Annotated in this window: 20 protein-coding genes and 1 pseudogene; 12 read left to right on the plus strand and 9 right to left on the minus strand. The window is 71.4% G+C overall.

The window, feature by feature from the left end; genetic code table 11:
* Positions 1–23: 23 nt before the first annotated feature.
* Positions 24–1,130, minus strand: coding sequence for an RCC1 domain-containing protein (locus ACIOGX_RS35420; protein WP_401918832.1), 1,107 nt, complete (start codon positions 1,128–1,130; stop codon positions 24–26).
* A 601-nt stretch (positions 1,131–1,731) separates the two neighbouring features.
* Between ACIOGX_RS35420 and ACIOGX_RS35425 the strand changes: the two genes are divergently transcribed.
* From ACIOGX_RS35425 to ACIOGX_RS35455, 7 genes are all read left to right on the plus strand, one after another.
* The gene (locus tag ACIOGX_RS35425; protein WP_401918834.1) at positions 1,732–2,601 is read left to right on the plus strand and encodes a HipA family kinase; all 870 of its coding nucleotides are present in this window, start codon (positions 1,732–1,734) and stop codon (positions 2,599–2,601) included.
* Complete coding sequence (locus ACIOGX_RS35430) at positions 2,598–2,981, plus strand: DUF3037 domain-containing protein (RefSeq protein WP_383973894.1); 384 nt, start codon at positions 2,598–2,600, stop codon at positions 2,979–2,981. The genes ACIOGX_RS35425 and ACIOGX_RS35430 overlap by 4 nt, the downstream gene beginning before the upstream one ends.
* Before the next feature lie 288 nt (positions 2,982–3,269).
* Positions 3,270–4,031 (plus strand): 3-oxoacyl-ACP reductase FabG, encoded by a 762-nt coding sequence (gene fabG / locus ACIOGX_RS35435; RefSeq protein WP_129771614.1) that lies wholly within the window; start codon positions 3,270–3,272, stop codon positions 4,029–4,031.
* 17 nt (positions 4,032–4,048) lie between these two features.
* The gene (locus ACIOGX_RS35440) at positions 4,049–4,837 is read left to right on the plus strand and encodes an SDR family oxidoreductase (protein WP_387015746.1); all 789 of its coding nucleotides are present in this window, start codon (positions 4,049–4,051) and stop codon (positions 4,835–4,837) included.
* A 105-nt stretch (positions 4,838–4,942) separates the two neighbouring features.
* The gene (locus ACIOGX_RS35445; RefSeq protein WP_384770909.1) at positions 4,943–6,523 is read left to right on the plus strand and encodes an ABC transporter substrate-binding protein; all 1,581 of its coding nucleotides are present in this window, start codon (positions 4,943–4,945) and stop codon (positions 6,521–6,523) included.
* A 186-nt stretch (positions 6,524–6,709) separates the two neighbouring features.
* A complete protein-coding gene (locus ACIOGX_RS35450; RefSeq protein ID WP_356518261.1) occupies positions 6,710–7,402 on the plus strand; it encodes a uracil-DNA glycosylase in 693 nt (230 codons plus the stop codon).
* Between the two features lie 175 nt (positions 7,403–7,577).
* The gene (locus ACIOGX_RS35455) at positions 7,578–8,162 is read left to right on the plus strand and encodes a hypothetical protein (protein ID WP_401918837.1); all 585 of its coding nucleotides are present in this window, start codon (positions 7,578–7,580) and stop codon (positions 8,160–8,162) included.
* 92 nt (positions 8,163–8,254) lie between these two features.
* Here ACIOGX_RS35455 and ACIOGX_RS35460 read toward each other — a convergent pair whose 3' ends face one another.
* The 3 genes from ACIOGX_RS35460 to ACIOGX_RS35470 form a co-directional block, all read right to left on the minus strand.
* Entirely contained in the window at positions 8,255–8,758 is a 504-nt protein-coding gene (locus ACIOGX_RS35460; RefSeq protein ID WP_401918839.1) for a hypothetical protein, read from the minus strand.
* 176 nt (positions 8,759–8,934) lie between these two features.
* Positions 8,935–9,465 carry a DinB family protein gene (locus ACIOGX_RS35465; protein WP_401918841.1) on the minus strand — a complete coding sequence of 177 codons (531 nt, stop codon included), beginning with the start codon at positions 9,463–9,465 and terminating at the stop codon, positions 8,935–8,937.
* A 41-nt stretch (positions 9,466–9,506) separates the two neighbouring features.
* On the minus strand, positions 9,507–10,148 hold the full coding sequence (locus ACIOGX_RS35470) for a TetR/AcrR family transcriptional regulator (RefSeq protein ID WP_401918843.1): 642 nt from the start codon (positions 10,146–10,148) through the stop codon (positions 9,507–9,509).
* A 141-nt stretch (positions 10,149–10,289) separates the two neighbouring features.
* Between ACIOGX_RS35470 and ACIOGX_RS35475 the strand changes: the two genes are divergently transcribed.
* Together ACIOGX_RS35475 and ACIOGX_RS35480 are read left to right on the plus strand one after the other, a co-directional pair.
* Positions 10,290–11,639, plus strand: a complete 1,350-nt coding sequence (locus ACIOGX_RS35475) for an FAD-dependent oxidoreductase (protein WP_401918890.1) — start codon at positions 10,290–10,292, stop codon at positions 11,637–11,639.
* A 115-nt stretch (positions 11,640–11,754) separates the two neighbouring features.
* Positions 11,755–12,663, plus strand: a complete 909-nt coding sequence (locus tag ACIOGX_RS35480) for a Gfo/Idh/MocA family protein (RefSeq protein WP_129771607.1) — start codon at positions 11,755–11,757, stop codon at positions 12,661–12,663.
* Here ACIOGX_RS35480 and lnt read toward each other — a convergent pair.
* Together lnt and ACIOGX_RS35490 are read right to left on the minus strand one after the other, a co-directional pair.
* Positions 12,584–14,161 carry an apolipoprotein N-acyltransferase gene (gene lnt, locus ACIOGX_RS35485; RefSeq protein ID WP_401918845.1) on the minus strand — a complete coding sequence of 526 codons (1,578 nt, stop codon included), beginning with the start codon at positions 14,159–14,161 and terminating at the stop codon, positions 12,584–12,586. The two genes, ACIOGX_RS35480 and lnt, sit on opposite strands and share 80 nt — an antisense overlap.
* Positions 14,162–14,274: 113 nt before the next feature.
* Complete coding sequence (locus ACIOGX_RS35490; protein WP_356518266.1) at positions 14,275–14,733, minus strand: nuclear transport factor 2 family protein; 459 nt, start codon at positions 14,731–14,733, stop codon at positions 14,275–14,277.
* A gap of 191 nt (positions 14,734–14,924) precedes the next feature.
* Here ACIOGX_RS35490 and ACIOGX_RS35495 point away from each other — a divergent pair.
* Together ACIOGX_RS35495 and ACIOGX_RS35500 are read left to right on the plus strand one after the other, a co-directional pair.
* A pseudogene (locus ACIOGX_RS35495) lies at positions 14,925–15,317 on the plus strand (proline racemase family protein); the annotation flags it as partial.
* Positions 15,318–15,474: 157 nt separating this feature from the next.
* Positions 15,475–16,734, plus strand: a complete 1,260-nt coding sequence (locus ACIOGX_RS35500; protein ID WP_401918847.1) for a cytochrome P450 — start codon at positions 15,475–15,477, stop codon at positions 16,732–16,734.
* A 97-nt stretch (positions 16,735–16,831) separates the two neighbouring features.
* Here the strand turns inward: ACIOGX_RS35500 and ACIOGX_RS35505 are convergent, their stop codons facing one another.
* Positions 16,832–20,269 carry an amino acid adenylation domain-containing protein gene (locus tag ACIOGX_RS35505; protein WP_401918849.1) on the minus strand — a complete coding sequence of 1,146 codons (3,438 nt, stop codon included), beginning with the start codon at positions 20,267–20,269 and terminating at the stop codon, positions 16,832–16,834.
* Between the two features lie 33 nt (positions 20,270–20,302).
* Positions 20,303–20,761, minus strand: coding sequence for a pyridoxamine 5'-phosphate oxidase family protein (locus tag ACIOGX_RS35510; protein WP_356518269.1), 459 nt, complete (start codon positions 20,759–20,761; stop codon positions 20,303–20,305).
* 371 nt (positions 20,762–21,132) lie between these two features.
* On the opposite strand from ACIOGX_RS35510, the gene ACIOGX_RS35515 reads away from it, so the two are divergent.
* Positions 21,133–21,765: a TIGR00730 family Rossman fold protein gene (locus ACIOGX_RS35515; protein ID WP_356518270.1), complete on the plus strand. Its 633-nt coding sequence runs from the start codon at positions 21,133–21,135 to the stop codon at positions 21,763–21,765.
* Between the two features lie 169 nt (positions 21,766–21,934).
* Here the strand turns inward: ACIOGX_RS35515 and ACIOGX_RS35520 are convergent, their stop codons facing one another.
* The gene (locus ACIOGX_RS35520) at positions 21,935–22,114 is read right to left on the minus strand and encodes a hypothetical protein (protein ID WP_356518271.1); all 180 of its coding nucleotides are present in this window, start codon (positions 22,112–22,114) and stop codon (positions 21,935–21,937) included.
* Positions 22,115–22,173 lie beyond the last annotated feature (59 nt).

Below are 22,173 nucleotides of genomic sequence, written 5' to 3' on the forward strand. Positions count from 1 at the left end.
CCAGGCGGGTGATGTGTTGTGTGTCAGTTCGCCAGGCTGAAGTCGCCGCCGATCGCGGTTGCGATCTTGTCGACTCCTGTCAGGCCGGTGAGCGTGGTGACAGGGGTGCTGCTGTCGGTGGTGGTGCCGTTGCCGAGCTGGCCGGAGCTGTTGGCGCCCCAGGAGCGGACCGTGTTGTCGCCGAGCAGGGCGGTGGTGTGTTCCCGGCCCCCGGTCACCAGCTGAACGCCGGTCAGGCCGGGCACGGATACAGGGGTGTTGCGCTGGTCGGTGGTGCCGTCGCCGAGCTGGCCGGAGGTGTTCTTTCCCCAGGCGTGGAGGGTGCTGTCGGGGCCGGTCACGGCAAGGCTGTGGTGGCAGCCGGCCGCGATGCGTGAGACGTCGCCGGACCAGGCGTCCTGTGTCTTGACCGGGGTGTAGCGGTTGGTGGTGCTGTCGTCGCCGAGCTGGCCTGTGGCGTTGTGGCCCCAGGCCATCACGATGCCGCCGCTGCCGGGGCCACCGACCAGGGCGAGGTTGTGGTTCGCTCCGGCCGCGATCAGCGTCACGCCGGTCAGCTCGCTCACCCGGGAGGCGACATTCCTGCTGGCGGAGGTGCCGTCACCGAGCTGGCCGTTGGTGTTGTGCCCCCAGGCCCAGACGGTGCCGTCCTCGCGGAGCGCCAGGCTGTGGCTCAGGCCGGCGGCGATCGCGATCACCTTGTTGAGCCCTTCGACGCGGACCGGGACGCTGCTGTCCATGTTGGTGCCGTTGCCGAGCTGCCCGTAGTTGTTCTGCCCCCAGGCAACCAGGGTCTGATCGGCCAGCAGGGCCAGACTGTGCGTTCCGCCCGCGGCGATGTCGGTGGCGTTGGAGAGGTTGACGACCTGGCCGGGCGCGTTGTGGCTGAAAACGGAGCCGTCGCCGAGCTGGCCCGAGTTGTTGGCGCCCCAGGACTGCACCGTGCGGTCGGTCAGCAGCGCCAGTCCGTGACCGTTCGCCGAGCTCTTGCCGCCTGCGGCGATCTTCACGACCTCGGCACTGGTCAGGCCGAGCACCGTCGTGGCGGTAGTACGGAAGTCGGTCCAGGTCCCGTCACCGAGCTGCCCGGCACGGTTGTTGCCCCATGCCTTCAGCCGCTTCTCGGTCATGTGATGCCACCCTTCGAATCAAGGAGAGAGGAGCGGGCTGGAGGCTGGCGACGCGGACACGACCGACCTCCGGTTCGTCTCGACCTCGACCCGCGAATAACTGTTTGCAATCAAGTGATCACTATGGGGAGTTGCCTTGCGTAAGGCAAATCCCGTCGCCTGGCCCCTTCGCGAAGGTGGGCCCGCCGCTACGGATCAGCACGACACGGCACCGCGACGATGCACGTGACAGGGGCTAGCGGTTCCCCGGATGGTGCGGTTGAGGATGAAGGTTCGGGCGACCCGGACGGTCGACGCCGTGGTTGTCGCATCAGCGGACCGCTCGGCCGACCCACGTACGCCACGGTGCGACTGCCAGAACCGAAACGGCGAAGGCCCAGCCCATGCCGGCCGACATGGTGACGCTGTCGGCTGCCTGGCACCGAAGGGCGGTTGTGCTGGTGAAGGGCGCGCGGGCCGATCCGGGTGTCCCGGCCGACGGCCGGGAGCAGGACGAGGGCCAGTGGGCTGGTTGTCGCGCCACGGCGGAGCTTGGCCGCGGTGGGGACCTTGTGCGATATTCCGTGGATCACAAGCCACCCCAGCCGTATAACCTGGGGAAATGCTCACCGAAGTCACCGCGACTCGCTATGTCACGCCCTTGCGTGAGGGCGGCTCGCTTCCGGGGATTGTCGAGGCCGACGATCTCGGTACGTACGTCATGAAATTCACCGGCGCGGGACAGGGCCGCAAGACCCTGGTCGCGGAGGTGATCTGCGGGCAGCTGGCCCGCAGGCTGGGGCTGAGGATCCCCGAACTGGTGCGTATGCAACTCGACCCCGTCATCGGACTCTCCGAGCCGGACCAGGAAGTGCAGGAGTTGCTGAAGGCGAGCGGTGGAACCAACCTCGGCATGGACTATCTGCCGGGATCGATCGGTTTCGATCCGCTGGCCTACCAGGTGGGGCCGGAGGAGGCCGGGCGGATCGTCTGGTTCGACGCGGTCATCAACAACGTCGACCGCTCCTGGCGCAACCCCAACATGCTCGTCTGGCACGGTGACGTGTGGCTCATCGACCATGGCGCGACCATGATCTGGCACCACAACTGGCCCGGTGCGCCGGCTTCCGCGGCGAAGCCGTACAACGCCTCCGACCACGTGCTCGCCTCCTTCGGCCCCGATATCGCCTCGGCCGCCGCCGAGCTGGCGCCGCTGGTCACCGAGGAGTTGCTGACGGAGGTCGCCGCCGACGTACCGGACGAGTGGCTGGTCGACGAGCCCGGCTTCGACTCCACCGACGCGCTGCGCCGCGCGTATGTGGAGCCTCTGCTCGCGCGGGCCGGCACGATCCACGAGCGCCTCGTTCTCGACGCGCCCACCACGAACGGCCCGTCGCGGGCGCCCGGTTGGCTGGCCGCCCGGCTGACGCCCGGAGAGCGGACCACACGGCGGACGGCAGACGAGAAGAGCCCCAAGGACGGCGGCCGGTGAGCGTGAAGGACGTCTATGAGTACGCGCTGCTGCGGGTCGTGCCGCGCGTCGAGCGCGGCGAGTGTTTCAACGCGGGCGTACTGGTCTACTGCCGCGCCCGGTCCTACGTTTCGGCCAGGACCCATCTGGACGAGGCCAAGCTGATGATCCTCGACCCGGACGCGGATGTCGTGGGGGTGCGGGCGGCGCTGCACGCCGTCGAGAGCGTATGCCGCGGCGGCGACGCGGCCGGGCAGGCGGCGGACGACGACGCGGGCAGGCGGTTCCGGTGGCTGATCGCGCCACGCTCGACCGTCGTACAGCCCGGTCCCGTACACACCGGACTGACGGACGACCCGGGGGCGGAGGCCGAGCGGCTGCTCGATCTGCTGGTGCGCTGACGAACACTCGCGCGGTCGGCGTGACGCGGGTGGCGTGACGGTCGGCGTGACGCGGGCGGGGCGGCGGACGGCGTGACGTGGGTGGGGCGACGCGGGTGGGGCGGCGGGCGGCGTGACGCCGGTGGTGTGGTGCCGGTGTGATGTCGGCTCCGGATCCCGCCATCGGCGCGGTCGGCCGTTGACACCACGTGCCGTGGCTTCTAGCGTCTCTCTGCTGGACCTACTAAGCGGTTGCTCAGAGGTCTTGGTGATCGGGAGCCGCAGGAGCCTAGGGCGAGGAGAACAGGGATGTCCACCACCGAGCAGCGCGTAGCCATCGTGACCGGGGCGGCGCGTGGCATTGGCGCCGCCACCGCGGTACGGCTGGCGGCGGAGGGCCGCGCCGTCGCCGTACTCGACCTCGACGAGGCGGCGTGCAAGGACACCGTCGAGAAGATCACCTCGGCCGGCGGCACGGCACTCGCCGTGGGCTGCGACGTCTCCGACGGCGCGCAGGTGGAGGCCGCCGTCGCACGGGTCGCGGCCGAGCTGGGGGCGCCGACGATCCTGGTCAACAACGCGGGTGTGCTGCGGGACAATCTGCTCTTCAAGATGACCGAGTCCGACTGGGACACCGTGGTGAACGTGCACCTCAAGGGCGCGTTCCTGATGGCCAAGGCGTGTCAGAAGCACATGGTGGACGCCGGGTTCGGCCGTATCGTCAGCCTCTCCTCCAGCTCCGCGCTGGGCAACCGCGGTCAGGCCAACTACGCGGCGGTCAAGGCCGGTCTCCAGGGCTTCACCAAGACCCTGGCGAAGGAACTCGGCAAGTTCGGCATCACGGCGAACGCGGTGGCGCCCGGCTTCGTCGTCACCGAGATGACCGCCCAGACCGCCGCCCGTATCGGCATGGGCTTCGAGGAGTTCCAGGCCGCGGCGGCGAGCCAGATCCCGGTGCAGCGCGTCGGCAGGCCGGAGGACATCGCGAACGCCATCGCCTTCTTCGCGGGCGAGGAGGCCGGGTTCGTCTCCGGCCAGGTCATGTACGTCGCCGGCGGACCGCTCAACTGAGGCCGGGGGCAACGGACATGACGGAGCGGACGCGGCAGCCGGAGTCCGAGCGGCAGGTGCCGGACAGCGGGAAGGTCGCCCTGATCACGGGCGCGAGCCGGGGCATCGGGTATGGAGTGGCCGAGGCGTTCGTCGCCCGCGGCGACCGGGTGTGCATCACCGGCCGGGGCGAGGACGCGCTCAAGGAGGCCGTGGAGAGGCTCGGTTCCGACCGGGTGATCGGAGTGGCGGGCAAGGCGCACGACGAGCAGCACCAGGCGGCGGCCGTCGCGCGTGTCATGGAGGCGTTCGGCCGGGTCGACTTCCTGGTCAACAACGCGGGGACGAACCCGGTCTTCGGCCCGATGGCCGAGATGGACCTGAACGTGGCCCGCAAGGTGTACGAGACGAACGTCATCTCCGCGCTCGGCTTCGCCCAGCAGACCTGGCGGGCCTGGCAGAAGGAGAACGGCGGCGCGATCGTGAACATCGCGTCGGTCGCCGGGATCTCGGCGTCCCCCTTCATCGGCGCGTACGGCATGAGCAAGGCGGCGATGGTCAATCTGACCCTTCAGCTGGCGCACGAGTTCGCGCCGGCGGTACGGGTCAACGCCATCGCGCCCGCCGTGGTCAAGACCAAGTTCGCGCAGGCGCTCTACGAGGGCAGGGAGGCGGAGGCCGCGGCGGCCTACCCGATGGGACGGCTCGGGGTGCCGGAGGACATCGGCGGCGCCGCCGCGTTCCTCACCTCCGACCAGTCCGACTGGATCACCGGACAGACGCTGGTCGTCGACGGGGGCATCTTCCTCAACGCCGGAGTGGGGTGACGATTCCCGGCGTCGATTTCCCCAAAAGCCCCACCGGATCGGCGTATTGATCCGGTGGGCGCTGCGGTATGGTCTGCCGATCCATGGCTGAAAAGGAGCGTGCACGTGTTCGACCGGACAATTCGGCGGGCCGCCGCGGCCGTGGCGGCCACGTCCCTGCTCGCGGGATGCGGCCTGTTCTCGGACGATGACGCGGAAGCCGGACAAAGGATAACCGTCGGCACGACGAGTGAGCCGAGCACGCTCGACCCGGCGGCGTCCTGGGACAACTCCTGGGAGATGTTCCGCAATGTCTTCCAGACCTTGGTGAGCTTTCCGACCGGCAGTTCGTATCCACAGCCCGACGCGGCGCGGAAATGCCAGTTCACCGACGCCGCCAACCAGGTCTTCCGGTGCGTGCTGCGCGACGGCCTGACATTCTCCGACGGCGATCCGCTCGACGCGGCGGCCGTCAAGCACTCCTTCGACCGGATCCGGAAGATCAATGTGCCGGGCGGCCCCGCCGGTCTGCTGGAATCCCTCCGGACGGTCGAGACGAGCGGGGACGACACCGTCGTCTTCCGGCTGCGGAAGCCGGACGCGACCTTCCCGTTCATCCTCGCCACGCCCGCGATGTCCCTCGTCCCGCCGGCCTCGTATCCGCCGGACAGGCTGCGGCGGGACGGTGGGATCACCGGCTCGGGGCCGTACGTGCTGGACTCGTACACCAGCGGGGACAGGGCGGAGCTGACCCGGAACAAGGACTACCGCGGATTCGCGGAACACCGGAACGACGCCGTCACGATCCAGTACTTCGAGAACTCCGACACGGTCTTCCGCGCCCTGCGGAAGAAGGAGATCGACGCCATCTACCGGGGGCTCACCTCGGAGCAGGTCGTCGCACTCGAACACAAGGGGCCGGAGACCAGGGATCTGCAACTGGTCGAGACCGTTGGTGCCGATATTCGCTATCTCGTGTTCAACCCCGCGGATCCGGCGGCCGGCAAGCTCGCGGTACGTCAGGCGGTGGCCCAGATCGTGGACCGCGACGCGCTGGTGGCCAAGGTCTACCGGGGTACGGCCGAGCCGCTGTACTCGATGGTCCCCAAGGGCATCTTCGCGCACACCACCGGCTTCTTCGACCGGTACGGCGACCCCGATGTGAACGAGGCGAGGGCGATCCTCGAGCGCGCGGGCATCACCGGGCCCGTGCCCCTCACCTTCTGGTACACCACCGACCGCTACGGGTCGGGGACGGCCGCGGAGTTCGCCGAGCTCAAGCGCCAGCTCGAAGCGTCGGGGCTGTTCAGGATCACCCTCCGGAGCAAGCCGTGGAAGCAGTTCCAGGCCGGCTACCAGAAGGGGGAGTACCCCGTCTTCGGCCGCGGCTGGTTCCCCGACTTCCCGGACCCGGACAACTTCATCGCGCCTTTCGTCGGCACGAACAACGCGCTGAGCACGCCGTACGAGAGCCCGGAGATCACCCAGAAGCTGCTGCCCCGGTCGCGGCGGGTGAGCGACCGCGCGGCGGTGAACGCGGAGTTCGAGCGCGCCCAGGAGATCTTCGTCGATGACGTACGGCTCCTCCCGCTGTGGCAGGGCAGGCTGTACGTGGCGTCGACCGATGACATCGGCGGCGGTGAGCGGGCCCTCGATCCGCAGACGGTCATGCAGATGTGGGAGCTGAACCGCAAGGCCAGCTGGTAGCGGGCTTTCAGGGTGTTCAGGGTGTTCGGGGCGTCCAGGGCATTCGGGGCACTCGGGACGTTCGGAGTGTTCAGGATATTCGGAGTGGTGTCACCGGCTGCCGATCGCGGGCGGCCGGAGACCGTTGTCAGTGGTCCCCGGTAGGTTCAGTGCTGCACAAGTGATCGCTTACCGGAGGTTGTTGACGTGACCGACACCGACATGCTGCCCGAGTCCTGGCGCGGCGTCCTCGGCGATGAGCTGCAGAAGCCCTACTTCAAGGAGCTCACCGATTTCGTCGAGGAGGAGCGGTCGAAGGGGCCGGTCTACCCGCCCCGCGATGAGGTCTTCGCGGCGCTCGACGCCACTCCGTACGACAAGGTGAAGGTCCTGATCCTGGGCCAGGACCCGTACCACGGCGAGGGGCAGGGGCACGGCCTGTGCTTCTCGGTGCGGCCGGGTGTCAGGACACCTCCCTCCCTGCGGAACATCTACAAGGAGATGAAGGAGGAGCTGGGCCACCCGGTGCCGGACAACGGCTATCTGATGCCGTGGGCCGAGCAGGGTGTGCTGCTGCTCAACGCGGTGCTGACGGTCCGCGCGGGTGAGGCCAACTCCCACAAGGGCAAGGGCTGGGAAAAGGTGACGGACGCGGTGATCCGCGCCGTGGCCGAGCGGCCCGACCCGGCGGTCTTCGTCCTGTGGGGCGCCTACGCGCAGAAGAAGCTGCCGCTGATCGACACGGAGCGCCATGTGGTGGTGAAGGGCGCGCACCCCTCGCCGCTGTCCGCGAAGAAGTTCTTCGGGTCGCGGCCGTTCACACAGATCAATGAGGCCGTCGCCGCGCAGGGGCACGAGCCGATCGACTGGCGCATCCCTGACCTCGGCGGCCTCGCCTGATCCGCCGGACCGGCCGACAGGCTCGGGTCGTCCGCCCGAGCCTGAAGGCCATTGTCCGTCATGCCGGATAGCGTCGTGTTCGTCGGATGTACTGGACGGCGTGTGGACGGCTCATGGACGGCATACGGAGGCGGCGGTGGTGAGGGAGCGGCAGGAGGCGTCGGAGGACGCCGTCATGACCAGGATCGGGCAGGCGGTCATGCTTCTCCACGGCGGCGACCGCGAGGAGGCACGCAACCGGTTCGGGGAGCTCTGGACGGAGCTGGGGGAGGCGGGCGACGCGTTCCACCGCTGCGCCCTCGCGCACTACATGGCGGATACGCAGGACGACCCGGGCGATGAACTGGCCTGGGATCTGAGGGCGCTGACGGCCGCTGCCGGGCTGGCGGAGGAGCCGACGACCGGTGACCGGACCGGCGGCCGGGCGGATGGCGGCCGGGGGGACGGCGATACGGCGGGCGGTGACCGGGGGGACGACGGCACGGCGGACGGTGACCGGGGAGACGGCGGCGGGACCGGCGGCGACCGGTTGGCTGAGGCCCGGGAGGGGGTGCCCGGGGCCTCATCGGTCGTACGGGCCTTCTATCCGTCGCTCCACCTCAATCTCGCCGCCGACTATCTGAAGCTCCAGCGGCCGGAGGCGGCGCGGCTCCATCTGGACCGGGCGCGTGACGCGGCGGACGCCCTGGGGGCCGAGGGGGATGTGAACGGGGTCCGGGCGGGGATCGACCGGTTGGAGCGGCTGTTGCGCGGACGCTGACAGCGGGTGCGCGGGGTGGGCGTCGGTGTCGGGGTCGCGTATGCGGGGTGGCGTATGGAAGGTGGCGTGTGGGACGTGGCGTATGGGGGGCGTCAATCGCCGTACGTGTCACGGCAGATGCGGGCCTGGGGGCTGTCCTTCGGCCACTTGCCGTACCTCTCGCCGAGGGCGCAGACATCGGCGATGGACGGTGCGGACGACGGCGCCGAATGACGCCGTTCCTCGGGGTGGTCCTGGGCCCGCCGCTCCGGCCGGGACGTGGCCGGGGGCCGCTCGGAGCCCTTCGTCCGGTCCTGGCCCGCCGTCCGGTCCCCGCCCGTCGGCCCGTCCTGGACCGGCGGGCGGGGACCGGCGGAGGAGCGTGGAGCCGCTCCCGGGGCCGGCGGGGGGACGGCCGCCTCCAGCGCTTCCTTGGCCGGGGCCTCGATGATCAGCGGCTCAGGCGCTCCCGGGCCCTGGATGCCGCTGCTCGTCTCCGGGCGCGGCGAGGGACCGGGCGCGGGATGCGGCTCCACGGCCACGCATCCGGAGACGGCGGTGACCGCCACCCCCATCAGGATCATCGCCGCGCTTCTCGTTCGGTTGGTTCGGTGCACCCGGGCAACTCTGCTGGCTGGGGGCGCTGTTGGGGAGCGGAAGAGCGCGGATTGGCCCGGACGGGTGACGCCGGGCCCGCGCGCCGCTCGCTCGGCCGGGTCGGTCGGCAGGTCGGCCCGTCAGCCGGCCGAGCGGCCCGTCAGTCGGCTGACCGGCCGAGCGACCGGTCGGCCCGTCAGTCGCCCGTCGCGCCGTCGATCCGCTCGCGGAGAAGATCGGCGTGGCCGTTGTGCCGGGCGTACTCCTCGATCATGTGGGTGTAGATCCAGCGGAGGGTGAACGGGTCGCCGGTGTCCCGGCTGGGAGGTCCGGCGCCGAGAGCGTCGAGCGAGAGCGGCGCGGCCAGTTCGCGGGCGTGGGCGATCTCGGCGCGCCAGGTGGTGTGCGCCTCCTCCCAGGTGTCGGTCTCCTCGGGGTGGAAGTCGCCGTCCGGGTCGGCGTCGGTGAAGTAGATCGGCGCGGCACGCTCGTCGGCCAGCCGGTTGCGGAACCAGCCGCGCTCCACCTCGGCCATGTGCCGTACGAGACCGAGCAGGGTCAGCCCGGAGGGCGGAACGGACGCCTCCTTGAGCTGTTTCCCGTCCAGTCCCGAACATTTCAGGGCGAGGGTCTCGCGGTGGTAGTCGAGCCAGCCCTCCAGCATCTCGCGTTCGCCGGCGAGGGGAGAGGGCTCGGTGCGTTCGGGTGTGGCCTCGGTGAGTGTCATGGCGGACATCCTCATGGACGAGCCTCCGATGTGGCGAGGGCTTATTCCTCCGGGGCGGATCGGGTCCCGTCCGGGGCGGCTCGGCCCCTGTCCGGGGTCCCGAGCATGCCGCGCAGCAGCTCGCCGAATCCGAGGCGCAGCGCCTCCAGGGACGGTACGGAGTCGTGGTACGAGCCCGCCGCGCAGGAGAACATCAGCCCCTCGCACCAGGCCACCAGCGACAGCGCGTGCCGCTCGGGCTCGGCGGAGCCCGCCGCCGTCATCATCGCGACCAGCGGCTCGCGGAAGCGCCGCCCCATCGCGTCGTAGGAGGCCCGCAGCTCCGGTCGGCGGGTGGCCTCGAGCGCCAGTTCGTAACGGGAGACGAGCAGTTCGGGGTGGCCGGTCAGATAGCGGTGCAGCGCGAGGGCCAGCGCGTCGACGGGCGCGCCCCGGCCGCCCGTGCCGGCCGGCATCTCGTCCGGGGTGAGCACCCGTGCCTCGCGCTCCGCCTGCCGTCGTACCGCCGCCTCCAGCAGCGCCTGCCGGGTCCGCGCGTAATTGGAGGTGGAGCCCTGGGGGAGCCCGGCCAGCTCGTCCACGGCCCGGTGGGTCAGCCCGCGCATACCGCGTTCGGCGAGCAGGGCGAGGGCGGTGTCGGCGATCAGTTCGGCACGGGAGGACCCGGTGGAGCGTGTGGCCATGGAGCCAATCTATCCCGGTCACTACAGCTGTAGTACGGTGACGAGGGGGGTACTACAGCTGTAGTCCGTCCCGGCTTCGGTGCGAGAAGTCATCCAAGGAGAGCGAGAGGAGAGTGAGACGTCATGGATCAGCCCCGCGTCATGGATCAGCCCCGCGTCCTCGTCATCGGTGGTGGGATCGGCGGACTGACCGCGGCCGTGGCCCTGCGTCAGCGGGGGTGGGCGGTCACCGTGCTGGAACGAGCGCCGGAACTCGCCCCGGTCGGCGCCGGCCTCGCCCTCGCGCCCAACGCGCAGCGCGCGCTCGATGTCATCGGGCTCGGGGACCAGGTCCGTGCCCTCTCCGCCTGGCAGGGGGACGGCGGGCTGCGCGCCCCCAGTGGCCGCTGGCTCTCCCGTACGAGCAGCGAGGCCGCGGCCGGCCGTTTCGGCGGCCCCGTCGTCCTGGTCCATCGCGCCACTCTCGTTTCCCTCCTGGCCTCCGCCCTGCCCGAAGGAGTGGTGCGCACCGGTACGGCCGCCGAGCTGACCGACGTGGGCGGGGACGGCCGTCCGGCCGTCGTCAGCACGCCTGACGGCGCGTGGGAGGCCGAGCTCGTCGTGGCCGCCGACGGCATCCGCTCCGCCGCCCGCCGGGTGCTCTTCCCGGACCATCCCGGCCCGCGCTACACCGGGTTGACCACCTGGCGCATGGTCGTCCCGGCCTTCGGGCGGCCGTTCGCGCCGCACGAGACCTGGGGCCGGGGACGGTTGTGGGGCACCCAGCCGCTCAAGGACGGGCGGGTGTACGCGTACGCCATGGCCACGGCGCCCGAGGGCGCTCACGCACCCGACGACGAACGGGCCGAGCTGCGCCGGCTCTTCGGCGGCTGGCACGACCCCGTGCCGGGGATCATCGAGGCCGCCGACCCTGCCCAGGTGCTGCGGAACGACGTCCATGAGATGGCCGTGCCCCTCCCCGCGTACCACCGCGGCCGGGTCGCCCTGCTCGGTGACGCCGCGCACGCGATGCAGCCCACGCTCGGCCAGGGCGGCAACCAGGCCATCGAGGACGCCATCGTCCTCGCGCACCACGCCGGACCGGCGCGCCATACCGGATCAGCGCGCCATGCCGGGTCGGCGCACCATGGTGGACCGGCGCATCAGGCCGGATCAGCGCATCAGGCCGGACCGGCGGACCATGCCGAATCAGCGCACTATGGCCGACCGGTCGGCGCCTTCGGGACGGCCGCCGCATCCGCTGCGGGGCTCGCCGCCGGACTCGCCTCCTACTCCGCCGACCGGCTGCCGCGTACCACCGCGATCGTCCGCCAGGCCACCAGAACGGGCCGGATGACGGCCGTCGGCAATCCGGTCGCCGTCGCCGTACGGGACGCGCTGATCGTCGCCGTCTCCCGCTTCGGGCCCGGACTCATCCTGCGCGGCTTCGCCGGGATCGCCGACTGGCGGCCTCCTGGGCACACGTATGCTTCCGGGACACCGCGTCAGTAACGCGGACGGACACGCGAACCCGCATGTCAACGACTGCCGACGGCTCTCAACGGCCGTCGGCGGCGTATGACGGACATCGGCGCGCTACGTGTGAGGACAGGCTGGGGAGGCCCTTGTGAAGGTCGGCTGCATCGGGCTCGGCGACATCGCGCGGAAGGCGTATCTGCCGGTGCTCACCACACTGCCCGGGGTCGAGCTGCATCTGCAGACCCGTACCCCCGCCACCCTGACGCGTACCGCCGAGGTCCACCACATCCCGGCGGAGCGGTGCCACACCGATCTCGACTCGCTGCTCGCCCAGGGCCTCGACGCCGCGTTCGTGCACGCCCCGACCGCCGTGCACGCCGAGATCGTCACCCGGCTCCTGGAGGCGGGCGTACCGACCTATGTCGACAAACCGATCGCGTACGACCTCGCCGACTCCGAGCGGATCGTACGCCTCGCGGAGGAGCGGGGCGTAAGCCTCTCGGTCGGCTTCAACCGCCGCTTCGCGCCCGGGTACGCGCAGTGTCTGGAGCATCCGCGCGAGTTGATCCTCCTTCAGAAGAACCGGGTGGGCCTCCCCGAGGAGCCGCGCACCTTCGTCCTCGACGACTTCATCCATGTCGTGGACACGCTGCGCTTCCTGCTTCCAGGACCGGTCGAACACACCGACGTACGGGCGCGGGTCAGGAACGGACTGCTGCACCATGTCGTGCTCCAGCTCTCCGGCGACGGCTTCACCGCGATCGGCGTGATGAACCGGCTGAGCGGCTCCACCGAGGAGATCCTCGAAGTGTCGGGACAGGACACCAAGCGTGCCGTCCACGATCTCGCGACGATCATCGACCACAAGGGGCAGCCGAGCGTCCGGCGGCGCGGCGACTGGGTTCCGGTGGCCCGCCAGCGCGGTGTCGAACAGTGCGTCCTGGCGTTCCTCGACGCCGTACGGGCCGGGAAGACGCTCAGCGCGAGGGATGCGCTGCTGACTCACGAGCTGTGCGAGCGGGTGGTACGAGAGGCGCTGGACCAGTCCGCCGCCTGAGCGATCGCGCGCCCTCGACCGCGAAGAACGCCGCCAGGACGACCAGCGCGCCATGGACCGCCCAGTCGCCGAAGCGCGTGTAGAGGGTCGTCCCCCGGGCCAGCGGGAGATCGAAGACGGCGGCGGCCGAACGGTCCGTACCGATCACGCCGGAGACCCGTTCACCCTCGGGGCCGAACACCGCGCTGACGCCCGTGAGCGTGGCGTGCACCATCCCCCTGCCGGTCTCGGCCGCCCGCAGCGCCGCCAGCGAGGCATGCTGCTCCGGCGCCCAACTGCCCTGGAACGACGAGGTCGAGGACTGCGCCACCAGCACCTGCGCGCCGTCCCTCACCAACCGCCTGCTCATATCGGGGAACGCCGACTCGAAGCAGATCAGCGGACCGAAACGCAGTCCGCCCCGGCCCTCGCCCGGCAGCACCATCACGGACGGGCGGGTGCCGCGGATACGGTCCTCACCGGCCGCTTTGCCCACCGAGGTCACCCAGCCGAGCGCGGCACGGGCCGGGATGTACTCGCCGAAGGGCACCAGCCGCATCTTGTCGTACACATCGCCCGTCGGACCGTTCGGCCCCACCAGCACACCGCGCTTGAATATCCCCGCCCGGCCCGCCGGATCGGTACTGCGCGCGTCGACATTGACCAGGATCTCGGCGCCGACCGTGCGGGACAGTACGGCGATCCGTGCCGCCAGATCGGGCCGTGTCGCCAGATCCGCGCCGACGCTGCTCTCTCCCCACACCACCAGATCGAGATCCTGTCCTGCCAGCGTGCGGGTCAGCTCCTCGCCGCGTGCGAACCGGCGTTCCACGGAGCCCGCGCCGGCGACCACGCCCGGCTGGACCACCGCGATCCGCGCCAGCCCCGACCGCCCCGGCTCCGGGGCCCACCACACCGCCGCCGCCACGGTGACGGCACACAGCACCATGCCGAGGGCCGCCGCGGCGCGGGCCCGGGGCACCGAGACCAGCAGGGTCAGCGCGGTGTTCACCGCGACCACCAGCAAACTCACCAGCCACACCCCGCCCACCGAGGCGAGCCGCAGCGCGGGGGAGACCTCCCACTGGCTGGCGCCGAGCAGCCCCCACGGCCCGCCAAGTCCCTCCCAGGACCTGACCAGTTCGACCATCAGCCAGCCCGACGGGAGCACGGCGAGCGCGACGGCGGCGCGGCCCGCGGACGGCGCCCCGCCGAGCACGGCGCGCACCAGCCACCCCCACGGCGCCCACAGCAGCCCCAGCAGCGCCGCCAGCACCACGATGAACACATGCAGGCTCGGTATCAGCCAGTGGTGCACGGCGATGATGAATCCGAGACCGCCCAGCCAGCCGTCCAGCGCCGCGCGGCGGCCCGTGGGCGCGGACCGTATGAGCAGCATCCAGGGCACCAGCGCGGCATAGGCCAGCCACCAGAGGGAGGGGGAGGGAAAGGCGAGGGCCGGGAGCGCGCCGGCGGCCACTGCGGACGCGCCGCGCCACCACGGCGAAGCCGTTCGCATACAGCGCCTCCTCGACGATCACCCCGAACTCCCGTCCGCGTAGCAGACCCTTCCCCCGATCGGGGGAACCGAAGCGGAGACCGAGCAAGCGCGTCCGGCGCGGCTCCCGCAGGTCAGCCGAGGCCGGCCGGTACGGAGGAGCGCCGCCACTTCTCGTGGACGACCACGGTGCGCAGCTGCCAGCCGTCCTCACCGCGCAGCAGCCCGAACGTGAATCCGCCGCCACTCATCAGGTCCTCGCCCGACTCGTGCCGCAGGGGGCTGAGATAGTCGGCCCGCAGCTCGGCGCGGTCGCCCGGATAGCCCCCGAGGTCCTGGATGCGCAGCCGCCGGTTGACGATCAGATGCTGACGGACGGTGAAGGGCCGCAGCGTGCCGGCCAGCCAGTCGGCGACCTCGGCGGCCGTCCCCTCGATACCGCCCGCCGCGGTGTAGTCGGCGCGGCCGTCCGGGGTGAACAGGGCACGGAACCCAGGCCAGTCGGCGTCGTCCACGGCCACGGCGTAGCCGGTGATCACGTCTTCGATCGCCAGACGGTCCATCACGGTCGCGAGATCCACACGCTGTGTCATCGGTTCAGTCTCCGGCAGAGGGAGCCCCAGGCCAAGGGCCATGAGTGGTCAGATCGACTTCCGGACACCCACGTGGCCCATTCGGCGCCGCCCGGGGAACGGGCCCCTGGATCCGGCCGGACGACGAGCCCACCGACACCGTCTGCTCATACGGCCCGTCGGCACGGCCCGCCGACAAGGCACGGCCCGTCGACGGCCCCGTCCACCCCCTCAGCCCCGAGATCAACGGCTGCCACCATGTGTATCTGGCCGCCCCCGGGTCGGACGCCGGGCACTCCCGGCACGCGATGGTCATCCACCCGGGCATGTTCGACCGCTCGCCCTGCGGCACCGGCACCAGCGCTCGTATGGCCCAGCTGCACGCCCGCGGCGAACTCGCCCTCGACACCGACTTCGACAACGAGTCCTTCATCGGTACGCACTTCACCGGCCGCCTCGTCGAAGAGGGCGTCCTCGGGGGGCCGGCCGCGACTCGCGGCCTGACCACCGTGATCCCCACCGTCGAGGGCCGCGCCTGGATCACCGGCACCGCCCAGTACCACTACGACCCGGACGACCCGTTCCCCGAAGGCTTCGAACTCTGACCGCACGAGCACTCCCCCTGAGAGTGGTCTTCCGCCGCTCCTGTTCCGTTATCGGGTGTATGCCGCCATCGCGGGAATGTATGGAGGAAAGCCCCTTTCGGATTCCTCGGGCTGTCGTCCTCCGGCCGGCCCGCCCAGCGAACAGGAGACGGTGGTCATGAGCCGTGTCGGTGACATCCCGCACTATCCCTTCAGCTTTCGCGGCGACGCCCTGGCGAGCGAGCTGGGCAGATTCGTGGTGGAGGAGCCCGTCACCCGTGTGGTGACCAACGCCGGAGCGCGCGGCTGGCTCGTGACCGGTTACGCCGCCGCGCGGGAGGCGCTGAAGGACCCCCGGCTCAGCCGCAGCCTGATCGCCGACCCCGATATGCCGCAGGAGGACAGCTCGGCGCCGCCGCTCAGCGTCGTCGGCACGATGACCATGCTGCGGCGGGCGGGGCTGCGGGACGAGGCCGTGAAGGGCATGGGGCCCCGGCAGACGCATGTCTCCCTGGAGCGGGTACGCGACATCGCCGACACCCTGCTCACCACGATGAAGGCGAAGGCGAAGGCGAAGGCGAAGACGGACGAGAACGAGAACAGGAACGAGAACGGGAACGGGAACGCGGACGAGAGCGCCGAACCGGGCGATCTGGTGGCCGACTTCGCCCTCCCGTGGGCCTCCCACGTGACCTGCGAACTGCTCGGGCTGCCCATCGAGGCGGCCCCCGAACTGGCCGGCTGGTTCCGTCTGCTCAGTACGGGAGGCATGGCCGAGGAGAACCTCTTCGCCGACTGGACCAAGGCGCTGAGCCGCTTCGACGACTGGATGACGGGCATCGGCACGGAAGGGCTCCTCGGCCGCCTCGCCCTGCTGAACCGCTCCTCCTGCCATCCGCTGAGCCATCAGGAGCTGGTGGAGATCGCGCTGTTCCTCTTCGTGTCGGGCCTCGGGAATCCGGCCGGCTTCCTGGCCCTCTGCGGACTGGTGCTGGCACGCGAACCGGAGCTGGCCGCCCGGCTGAGGCGGGAGCCGCGGGCGCTGCCCGGCGCTCTGGAGGAGCTGTACCGGTGGTCCGTCATGCTGGGCGACTCCATCGCGCGTATCGCACGGGAGGACGCCGAGATCGGCGGGGTCCCGGTTCGCGCCGGTGAGCTGGTGCTGATCTCCATCGACGCCGCCAACCGCGACCCCGCCGTCTTCGACTCCCCGGAGCGGCTGGACATCGACAGGCGGCCGTCGACGCCGCATCTCCGGTTCGGGCAGGGCCGGCATTTCTGTCCGGCCGCCGCGCTGAACCGGGCGCAGACCGAAGTGGCGTTGCGTGCCCTGCTCGACACCGTCCCCGGGCTGCGGCTCGCCGTCGCCCCGGATCGGATCCGCTGGCGGCAGGATCACGCCGTACTGCTCCCGGAGGCGATTCCGGTGCGCTGGTGACGGGTCGTACCCCGGCGCGGTGGGCGGTGGCGCGGGTGGGGCGGGGGAGTGCGCGCGACCGCCCCCGCCCCGCCCCCGCCCCGCCCCCTGCCCCCGCCTACGTCACCACCGCCGCCGCGCCGGCCGGTGCGACCGTGGGACGCGTCATATAGCCCGAGGTGAAGAAGTACTCCAGATAGCGGTCGAGCATCGCCGCGTCCACCGGCGGACAGTGCAGCCCGCTCCCGGCCAGGGCCGCTTCGGTATGACGACGGCTCAGCCGGGGGAAGACGCCCTCCAGATACATCTCCTTGACCGAGATGTCGCCCTGGTTCGCCCGGTCCACACAGAGGGACACGAAGGGCGCGGTGGGGCTGGTGGGATGGAGCGCCACATGACGTACCAGCTCGCCCACCCACTCCCCGTACGGCAGCATGCGCATCTCGCATCCCGCCGCGCGCATCCGGTCCAGTACGTCGCGCAGCACGGCCGGGCGGGGATTGGTGAGGTGGTAGACCCGGTCCTTCGCCTGCTGCCGGGTGGCGATGTACACCACGGTCTCCGCCACATGATCGACCGGTACGAAGTCCATCGGCAGCGCGATGTCGGGGGCGAGCCCCGTCTCCGCGATGGTCTTGAACAGCGAACAGATCGCGGTCTCCGTGTTGCAGGCGCCGTGCAGCCGGTCCCCGGTCACTTCGTACGGACGGTAGACGGCGACCGGAAGCCCCTGCTCCGCCGCGTTGCGCAGCAGGCTCTCGGCGACCCACTTGCTCTCGGCGTACCCCATGGTGAGCCGGTCCGCGTGGTCCAGCCGTACGTCCTCGTCGACCTCCCGCGCTCCGGCCGTGCCGAAGCCGGCGAGGACCGCCACCGTGGACAGGAAGTGCACCGGCACACGGCGGCGGGCCGCCAGGCCGATGATCTCGCGGGTGCCCTCGACATTGGCGGCCCGCAGAGCGCTGTAGGGATAGAGGAAGTTGACCCGCGCGCCGTTGTGCACGATCAGATCCAGGCACGCGGCCAGATCGGCGGCGTGCTCCGGGGACAGGCCGAGTCCGGGAGCGGCGAGGTCCGCGGGGAAGCAGACCAGCCGCCGCCGTGCGGAGTCGTCCACGCTGAGGCCGTAGCGGGCGAGCGCGGCCAGGACGCGTCGCTCCGCGTGCGCCGCGCCCGAGGCACGTACCGGGCAGTGGATACGGGCCGTCGTGTCGAGCAGCAGCCGGTCCAGGAGGAACGCGCCGACGAAACCGCTGGCGCCGGTGAGCAGGACGTCCGAGGGGTCGCCGGGCCGAGGAACCGGCGTCCCGGCGGGCGGCAGCGAGAAACCGAGCGCGGTCTCGCGTACGAAGTCGACCTCCGCGTCCGGCGCCTGCCGGGTCGCCGGCGTGCGTGGCGTTCGTGACGGGGCGTCCGGTCGTGGTGTGCCGGCCGGCGGGGCGAGGTGGGCGCCGACGGCGGCAGCGAAACCCTCCAGCGTCGGGTCGGTGAGCAGGGCCCGGATGAGGCTGCTGCCGAGCGCCGCGTCGAGATCCAGCAACGCGAGCGTACGGGCGACGACTTCGGCCGCCAGCAGGGAATCGCCCCCGATGACGAAGAAGCTGTCCGTGGGTGCGGGCCGTACGCGCAGCACCAGCCGCCACACCTCGGCCAGCGCCTCCAGCGGACCCTCCTCCGCCTCCGTGCCGGGGCCGGACGGGCCGGACCGGGGCTCCCGGCGCCGGCCCGGTCCGTGCGCGGTGTCCGCCCATGGCTCCCCGCGCGGCGCGCCCACCTCGCCGTGCCCTGACTCGGCCAGCAGGCGTGTGCGGTCGACCTTTCCGCCGCTGGTCACCGGGAACCGGTCCCGCGCGATGAGGGTCGGCACCGCCTGGGCGGGCAGCCACAGTCCGCAGTACGTCCGCAGCGCGTCCACCGGAACGGTGCCGCCGGGCCGCGCGGGGGTGAGATAGGCGGCCAGGACCCCGTCGCGGAGTTCCACGACGGCCTCGCCGACCTCGGAGTGGCAGCGGAGCCGCGCCTCGACCTCGTCGAGTTCGATGCGCTGGCCGCGCACCTTGACCTGCCGGTCCAGCCGCCCCCGGTACTCCAGCAGGCCGTCGGTTCCCGATACGACGCGGTCACCGGTCCGGTACAGCCGGCCACCCGGTCCGTCCGGCGAGCTGACGAACCGTTCCGCCGTCAGCTCGGCGTCGCCGATGTACTCCAGCGCCAGGCCGTCCCCGCCGACGTACAGTTCGCCCTCCTCGCCCGGCGCGGCGGGTGTGCCGTCCGGGCGCAGTACCCGGCAGGTGGAGGTGGCGAACGGACGGCCGATGGGGACGCGGGTCTCGTCGCCGGTCAGCTTCGGCAGGAAGTAGGCGGTGGACACCACGCTGTTCTCGGTGGGCCCGTAGAAGTTGACGAGGGTCGTGCCGGGGCAGGCGGTCTGTACGGCGTGGGCGAGTCCGGGATCCATCGCCTCCCCGCCCGCGGAGGCGAACCGCAGTCCGCGCAGGGCGCCGGGCCGGGTCCTGGCCAGATGGTGGAAGACGCTGGTGGTGAGGTAGGCGACGGTCACGCCGTGCGTACGGAAACGCTCCTCCAGGACGGCGGGAGCGAGCAGTTCCTCGCGGTCCACCAGGACGAGACAGGCGCCGCCGAGCAGTCCGCTCCAGATCTCGATCGTGGAGGCGTCGGAGGAGAGGCCGTAGCCGTGCAGCACTCCGTCGCCGGGTCCCGGCGGGGGCAGCCGCGGATCCGACAGCACCAACTGGGCCACCCCGCGGTGCGCGATCGCGACAGGCTTCGGCCTGCCCGTGGAGCCGGAGGTGAACATCACGTAGGCGCGGTCGGTCGCCGCCGGGGACGGCGGCGGGGGGATGTCCGGGGTGTCCGGGACATCAGCCGCGTCAGCTGCGCCGGACGCGTCCGGGGGAGCGTCGCCGGTGACCCGGCCGAGCTCGACGCGGGTGTGCAGACCGCGGATACGGCGGGTGCTGCCCGGCAGGACGACGGCGACATGGACGCCCGCGTCCTCGGCCATCGCCCGCAGCCGGGCCGGTGGGTGGTCCTCGTCGAGGGGCACGTACGCGCAACCGGCCTTGAGGATGCCCAGGAACGCGACCAGCGCCTCAAGCGAGCGGCTGCCGCACACCCCCACCGCCGAGCCCGGTTCCACACCGGCGGCGACCAGCCGGGCCGCGAGCCGGTCGGAGGCGGTGCTGAGCAGGCCGTACGTCATGACGCGGTCCCGGTAGCGGGCCGCCGGCGCCTGGGGGGCGGCCCCGGCGCGCGCTTCGAACAGCTCCGGGAGGCTGCTGTTCCGCGGATAGCCGGGGTCCGGAGACGCGGGGTCCCGTGTCCGGCCGGAGTCCCGTGCCCGGTCGGAGTCCCGTGCCCGGTCGGGGCCCGGCGGACGGTCGGGGGCCGGCGGACGGTCGAGGTCCGGCGGACGGCCGGGGCTCGGCGGACGCGCGAAGCCCTGGGGGAGAGGCGTGACGGCCGGTCCGTCGCGGCCGGTCGTGGGGTCGGGGTGGCTGTCGATACCGTCCGTGCGGGGATCGGTGTCGGTCATGCGGTCCTGCCTTCCAGCGCTGTCGGGGGCGGATCAGCGTGGGCCGTCGGCACCGGCGAACTCGGCGGCGAAGGCGGCGAAGTCGGCGCTCCGCCAGTGCTCCGGACGCATCCGGAACGTGATGTCGTCGACGAGCTGGTCCCGCGTCCCCGCGAGGTAGTCCCGTGCCTCGGCGGCCCCCAGATAGCGATGCGCCATGGCCTCGCGCTCCGCCGGGTCCATCGGATCGGCGACGGAGGTGACCGGACCTTCCACGCTGACATAGCGATAGGGGGCGGTCTCGTCCTGTACGCACAGACTGAACCGCCCGGCCTCCCTCATCAGCCGCGCCTTGAGCGACGCCCGGCCGGTCTGCACCACGACGTCCTGGCCCGGCTCGTACCGGTACCAGACCGGTACGAGCAGCGGGGCTCTGACTCCTCGGGGGTCGGTGACTCCCAGGACACCCACATGGGTGTCGGCCAGGAACCGTTCGCGTGCGTCACTCCGCATGGCAGGCACCATCGACAGCCTCCACATCTCGCTCCGGGCCGGTGGACCGCCATGGGCCCCGGCAGTAAAGAGGGAGAGCAGCGGAGCCGGGCTCACCGCGGCCGGGACGTCCGGCCGCCACGCCGCGGGCGGGTCGTACCGCTTCCGCCGTACTCCGCAGCAATCGTCTCGCCCCACCGGTATGCCCCTGCCTGCGCCACATGACCCGGTAAGTAATCCCTTTGGGGGTTTAGTGCTATTAATCGGCCCTGGGGTGGGGGGTCGGTGAGCGGGGGCGGAAAAGGCCCTCTTCGCTTAACGTAGCCGTTCGGATACGTTAAGTGCCGATCGGGATGTGTCGATCAGGCCGGGCCGGAGAGACGGAGACGGATATGACCATGCCAGCGTCGCGGGTGGAGCGAGTCGGTGTGTTCTGCGGCGCCCGGCCGGGCGCCCGCCCCCAGCATCTGAGGCTCGCCACCGAGTTCGGTGAGGCGCTGGCGCAGCGCGGGACGGGCCTCGTCTACGGCGCGGGCGGTGTCGGCATCATGGGCGCCGTCGCCGATGCCGTGCTGGACGCCGGGGCGCCGGTGACCGGAGTGATCCCCCGTCAGCTGTACGAACGCGAACAGCCGGACGAGTCACGCACCGAAGTGATCGTCGTGGAGACGATGCATGAACGCAAGGCGCTGATGTACCGCCTCGCGGTCGGCTTCGCGGTGCTTCCGGGCGGCCTCGGCACGCTCGACGAGCTGCTCGAAGTGGCGACCTGGAACCAACTGGGCATCCATCACAAGCCACTTGTCCTGGTCAACCAGGGCGGATTCTTCGATCCGCTGCTCACGCTCCTGGACAACATGGTCTCCGACGGCTTCATCAGTCAGGAGGAACGCTTCGTCATCCAGGTCGCGTCCGGGGTGGAGGAGGCACTCGACTGCCTGGTCAGCCCGGAGCCCCGGCCCGAGCGGCCGACGATCCCGCCGGCGGCCTCCAGGACCCCGGCGGCCCCCACCGCCGCGACCTGACCGAACCGACGGTCGGGTCCGCGACGGGGAACCGGCGGGGGCGCCGGGCGCGGGACCACCCGGGATCCGTCTCAACTGGGTTCACCGCGCGGCGAGTTGTGTGCGGCGATCGCGCCGGGGATGCTGCCGTGAGGGTGGTGCGTGACACGTCGGGCGGGCGGACCGCCTTCTAGGCGGCCTCGTCCACACTGTCGTGGAGGGCCGCGGCCCACTCCAGCAGCAGGACCTCGTACGCCTCCGCGGGCCATGTCCCGTCGGACGTCTCGGCCGCGTCGACGAGCGCGCGGATGCGCTCATTGGCCGCGACGGCGTCGGATGCCGGGGATGCGGAAGCGGAGGAAGAGGACATGTGGCAAGCGTAGGGGGCGGCGGGTACCTCCCGGTGCCGATCGGGGAGCGTCCTTGCTC

The organism is Streptomyces sp. NPDC088147, assembly GCF_044741565.1.
GTDB lineage: Bacteria > Actinomycetota > Actinomycetes > Streptomycetales > Streptomycetaceae > Streptomyces.

Bases quoted from the DNA above. Each gene is read 5' to 3' on its own strand.
- ACIOGX_RS35420 (WP_401918832.1), bottom strand. From the start codon at position 1,130: ATGACCGAGAAGCGGCTGAAGGCATGGGGCAACAACCGTGCCGGGCAG.
- ACIOGX_RS35425 (WP_401918834.1), top strand. From the start codon at position 1,732: ATGCTCACCGAAGTCACCGCGACTCGCTATGTCACGCCCTTGCGTGAG.
- fabG (WP_129771614.1), top strand. From the start codon at position 3,270: ATGTCCACCACCGAGCAGCGCGTAGCCATCGTGACCGGGGCGGCGCGT.
- ACIOGX_RS35440 (WP_387015746.1), top strand. From the start codon at position 4,049: ATGACGGAGCGGACGCGGCAGCCGGAGTCCGAGCGGCAGGTGCCGGAC.
- ACIOGX_RS35455 (WP_401918837.1), top strand. From the start codon at position 7,578: ATGACCAGGATCGGGCAGGCGGTCATGCTTCTCCACGGCGGCGACCGC.
- ACIOGX_RS35465 (WP_401918841.1), bottom strand. From the start codon at position 9,465: ATGACACTCACCGAGGCCACACCCGAACGCACCGAGCCCTCTCCCCTC.
- ACIOGX_RS35470 (WP_401918843.1), bottom strand. From the start codon at position 10,148: ATGGCCACACGCTCCACCGGGTCCTCCCGTGCCGAACTGATCGCCGAC.
- ACIOGX_RS35475 (WP_401918890.1), top strand. From the start codon at position 10,290: ATGGATCAGCCCCGCGTCCTCGTCATCGGTGGTGGGATCGGCGGACTG.
- lnt (WP_401918845.1), bottom strand. From the start codon at position 14,161: ATGCGAACGGCTTCGCCGTGGTGGCGCGGCGCGTCCGCAGTGGCCGCC.
- ACIOGX_RS35490 (WP_356518266.1), bottom strand. From the start codon at position 14,733: ATGACACAGCGTGTGGATCTCGCGACCGTGATGGACCGTCTGGCGATC.
- ACIOGX_RS35500 (WP_401918847.1), top strand. From the start codon at position 15,475: ATGAGCCGTGTCGGTGACATCCCGCACTATCCCTTCAGCTTTCGCGGC.
- ACIOGX_RS35505 (WP_401918849.1), bottom strand. From the start codon at position 20,269: ATGACCGACACCGATCCCCGCACGGACGGTATCGACAGCCACCCCGAC.
- ACIOGX_RS35510 (WP_356518269.1), bottom strand. From the start codon at position 20,761: ATGCGGAGTGACGCACGCGAACGGTTCCTGGCCGACACCCATGTGGGT.
- ACIOGX_RS35515 (WP_356518270.1), top strand. From the start codon at position 21,133: ATGACCATGCCAGCGTCGCGGGTGGAGCGAGTCGGTGTGTTCTGCGGC.
- ACIOGX_RS35520 (WP_356518271.1), bottom strand. From the start codon at position 22,114: ATGTCCTCTTCCTCCGCTTCCGCATCCCCGGCATCCGACGCCGTCGCG.